Origin of the sequence: uncultured Campylobacter sp., from assembly GCF_938045535.1 — a bacterium.
GTDB lineage: Bacteria > Campylobacterota > Campylobacteria > Campylobacterales > Campylobacteraceae > Campylobacter_B.
On record NZ_CALIMQ010000057.1, the window covers coordinates 1 to 4,109 of the forward strand.

Consider the following 4,109-nt stretch of genomic DNA (forward strand, 5'->3'; position numbering starts at 1 on the left):
GCCAAAGGACGATAGAGGGTCAGCCCTGTGGCCAATATACCTATAACAAGTGTAAGTGCCATAGATACAAATAATGTTAATATCATATTATTTCCTTTTCTATTCTTAATATCTTAATATATAATTTTATATTATCTTATTCTTTATCTTTAAAGAAATCTTCTACTATTTTTCTTTCATCAAATGGTATTATATCATCTCCAACTTTCATAAACTTATTATATCCGAATTCCTAATAATACTATATAATCTCTTTTTTCTGCTTTACTAAGTATTAATTCTATTATTTGTTTTCTATCTAGTTTTGAATCAATATATCCTCTTGCTTCTGTTGTTCTAACTCCTGCAAGTATTTCATTTGACATTCTCTTTTCATTATCTTTACCTGGATTTCCTGTTGTAATATTAATTATTTCTGCATTTTTTCCTAATATAACTCCAAGTTCAAATAATTTTTCTTTTGTATCTCCTTCATTTGCTCCTATTACTACTGAAATTCTTCCTGTAACATATTTTCTAAGTTCTTTTAATAAACTTTCTATTCTTTGATTATCTCTTTCTCCATCTATCATTATAGGAATATCAAGCTTATTTGCAACAACTTCTCTCTTTCCTGGTATTATTACAGACTCTATTCCTTCTTTTATCTTATCTGCTCCAATCCCCATCATATGTGCTAAAGCTGCAGCTGCACAAGCATTATAAACAGATGTCTTTCCTATTAATGACATCTTAATTTTAAGAATATTTTTTTCTATTTTAAGTGTCATTTCTGTGTAAATATTCCTAATATTAATATTTGTTGGCATTATAGTTGACTTATTTGTAATTCCATATGTCATACATTTTTTTGCATTACTTTTTACATATTCTCTTGCAACACAATCTTCATTTACTACAACTTTTTGTGAATTCCTTATAACTTCAAGTGTATTTTCTAGACATTTCATTGTATTACCATATTTTTCTTTATTTATTTCTTCTTTTATTATATTAGTAAATACAGTATAAGCAAAATTTATATTTGACATCAGTCCTTCTTTTATAGAACTTACTGGTGTTTCCATTATTACATACATAATACTTTCATTAGACATTACTCTCAATATTTTGAAAAAATCCAATATTCTTGGCATTTTTCCTTGATTTTGCATAACAATTTTATCTTCTATCATTGTATACATTGTTGTTATAAGTCCTGTCCTAATTCCTGCTTTTTCTAATATTTCTCTTATGATAAATGCTGTCGTTGTTTTTCCTCTTGTACCAACTACACCTATTATCTTTAGTTCTTTTTCTGGATATGCATAAAACTCTAATGCAACTTTTATTTTAGCATTTTCTAGATTATCTGTACAAATTAAAACTATATTTATCTTTTCTAATTCTTTTTCAATTTCTTCTAAATTTTGTGTATCTGTTTCTAAAACTATTGCTTTTACTTCTTTTTCTCTTAATTCATTTATCAAAATTTTTATTTCATTATCATTAAGTTTTTCTATTTCTTCTTTATCTAAAAATAATAATGAATTTTTAGCCATTTTTCTTCTTTCTTCTTCTATTTTTAGAATTTGAATATCTTCCAATTTATGAAATTCATCTTTTTTTACATTTATCTTCTTTACATCAATTTTATTAACTATTTCTATTAATTTCATCTTTTGCTCCTCTAATATGTTCATTTTGTCTCATATATCATAATTTTAAAATAAATTCATTACAAATTTAAATATTTTATCTATAACAGATTCTTCTTTATCTTTTATAGTAGATACACTCTCTGTTTCTATATAATCTTTTTCGTTTGTTTGAACTTTTATAATCTTTGTTGGTTCTATTTTCTGCATCCCAAGCTTATACTTAGCATCTTGTTCTATCTTAATTAAACTTGCTTGATTTTGTAAATTTAAAGCTAAATTTAAAAGGATAATGGATGAAAGTATTATTGATCAAAGATGTTAAGGGGCTCGGAAAGGCGGGCGAGGTAAAGGAGGTCAAGGACGGCTACGGCAACAACTTCCTAATCGGCAAAGGTTACGCCAAAGCCGCTACGACTGAGGTTTTGCGTAAATTTGAAGCGGATAAGAAAAAACAGGCTGAGCTTGAAAAATATGAGGTCGCAAGCCTGCAAAAACTAGCCGAGGAGCTAGCCAAGATCCGCGTAAAGATCGAAAAGCAGACGGGCGAGAGCGGCGCGCTTTTTGGATCTGTCACGAAAGATGAGATCGCAACCGCGCTAAAAGAGCAAAAAGGGATCGAAATCGATAAGAAAATTTTAGAGACCGAGGCTATCAAAACGACCGGGATCTACGACGTAAATGCCAAGCTAAAGCACGGCATAAGCGCTAAATTTGAGATAGAGGTGGCTAGTGTTTGAAGCGACTACCATTTTAGCCTACAAAGGCGCGAAGGGCTCCGTCATCGGCGGCGACGGGCAGGTTACGTTCGGAAACACCGTCTTGAAGGGCAATGCGACTAAAATTCGAAAGATCGGCAAAGAGGGTAATGTCTTGGCGGGCTTTGCGGGCAGCACCGCCGATGCGTTTAATCTTTTTGATATGTTTGAAAAGTGCCTTGACGGCGCAAAGGGCGATCTTTTAAGGGCCGTGATAGAATTTAGCAAGCAATGGCGCAAAGATAAATATCTGCGAAAGCTCGAAGCGATGATGCTGGTGCTGGATCGCAAAAATATCTTTCTGCTTAGCGGCACGGGCGATGTGGTAGAGCCGGACGACGGCAAGATCGCAGCGATCGGAAGCGGTGGAAATTACGCTCTTAGCGCGGCGCGAGCTTTGGATAAATTTGCAAGCTTAGACGAAGAGGAGCTCGTAAAGCAAAGCCTTAAAATCGCGGGCGAGATTTGCATTTACACGAATGAGAACATCAAAACATACGCAATTTGGGACGAAAAGAGATGATGACGCCAAAGCAGATTGTAGAAAAATTAGACGAATATATAATCGGACAAAATAGCGCTAAACGCACGATAGCGGTGGCTTTGCGAAATCGCTACCGCAGAATGGCGCTTGAAGATGAGATGAAAAACGAGGTGATGCCCAAAAACATCCTAATGATCGGATCTACCGGCGTGGGTAAGACCGAGATCGCTCGCAGGCTTTCGAAGATGTTTGGGCTTCCTTTTATCAAGGTTGAGGCGAGCAAATATACTGAAGTAGGCTTCGTGGGGCGCGACGTGGAGAGCATGGTGCGCGATTTGGCCGCCGCGTCGGTAAATTTAGTGCGCGGCGAGGAATTTGAAAAGAACAAAGACAAGATCGATGATTACATCAAGCGTAAAATTTTAGAAAAAGTCCTTCCGCCGCTTCCGCGTGGAGCGAGTGAGGAGAAGGTCGCAGATTACGAAAAAAGCTACGAAAAGATGGCGGCCAAGCTCGAGCGCGGCGATCTGGACGATCTTAGCATCGAGATTGAAGTAAGCGAAAATGCGCTTGAATCAAATCCGAATTTGCCGCCCGAGATGGCGAATATGCAGGAAAGCTTCATCAAAGTAATCGGAATTTCGACGCGCAAAAGCAAAAAAGAGATGAAGGTAAAAGACGCCAAGGTTGCCCTCAAAAGCGAGGCTAGCGAGAAGGTTCTCGATATGGAGAGCATCAAAGCCGAAGCCGTTAGGCGCGCGCAAAACGAGGGCATCATCTTTATCGATGAGATCGATAAGGTGGCGGTTTCAAGCGGCAATAGCGGCAGGCAGGATCCAAGCAAAGAGGGGGTGCAGCGCGATCTGCTTCCGATCGTGGAGGGCAGTAGCGTAAGCACGAAATTCGGCAATATCGACACCGATCACATCCTTTTTATCGCCGCGGGCGCCTTTCATATCAGCAAACCGAGCGATCTCATACCCGAGCTTCAGGGGCGCTTCCCGCTTCGCGTCGAGCTTGACAGCTTGGACGAGGCGGCGCTGTGTGAAATTTTAACCAAGCCGAAAAATTCGCTTCTTAAGCAGTACTCGGCGCTTTTAAAGACCGAGGGCGTCGAGCTGGAATTTAGCGAGGACGGGGTTAAAGCGATCGCGAAATTTGCGGCAAGCACGAACGAAAAGGTCGAGGATATCGGCGCTAGAAGGCTACATACAATAATGGAAAAGGTGC

At 38.0% G+C, this 4,109-nt stretch carries 4 protein-coding genes; 3 read left to right on the forward strand and 1 reads right to left on the reverse strand.

Translation table 11 applies throughout. The annotated features are described in order from the left end of the window. Positions 1 to 218: 218 nt before the first annotated feature. A complete protein-coding gene (locus Q0095_RS02110) occupies positions 219 to 1,658 on the reverse strand; it encodes a Mur ligase family protein (protein ID WP_297880929.1) in 1,440 nt (479 codons plus the stop codon). A gap of 275 nt (positions 1,659 to 1,933) precedes the next feature. Here Q0095_RS02110 and rplI point away from each other — a divergent pair, with 275 nt between their 5' ends. The 3 genes from rplI to hslU all read left to right on the forward strand — a co-directional run. After that, positions 1,934 to 2,377, forward strand: coding sequence for a 50S ribosomal protein L9 (gene rplI, locus Q0095_RS02115; protein WP_297880930.1), 444 nt, complete (start codon positions 1,934 to 1,936; stop codon positions 2,375 to 2,377). Then, complete coding sequence (gene hslV, locus Q0095_RS02120; RefSeq protein WP_005870266.1) at positions 2,370 to 2,918, forward strand: ATP-dependent protease subunit HslV; 549 nt, start codon at positions 2,370 to 2,372, stop codon at positions 2,916 to 2,918. Before rplI ends, hslV begins: the two co-directional genes overlap by 8 nt. Continuing rightward, a partial coding sequence (hslU, locus tag Q0095_RS02125; protein ID WP_297880931.1) for an HslU--HslV peptidase ATPase subunit occupies positions 2,915 to 4,109 on the forward strand: 1,195 nt, incomplete at its 3' end. The genes hslV and hslU, both read left to right, overlap by 4 nt.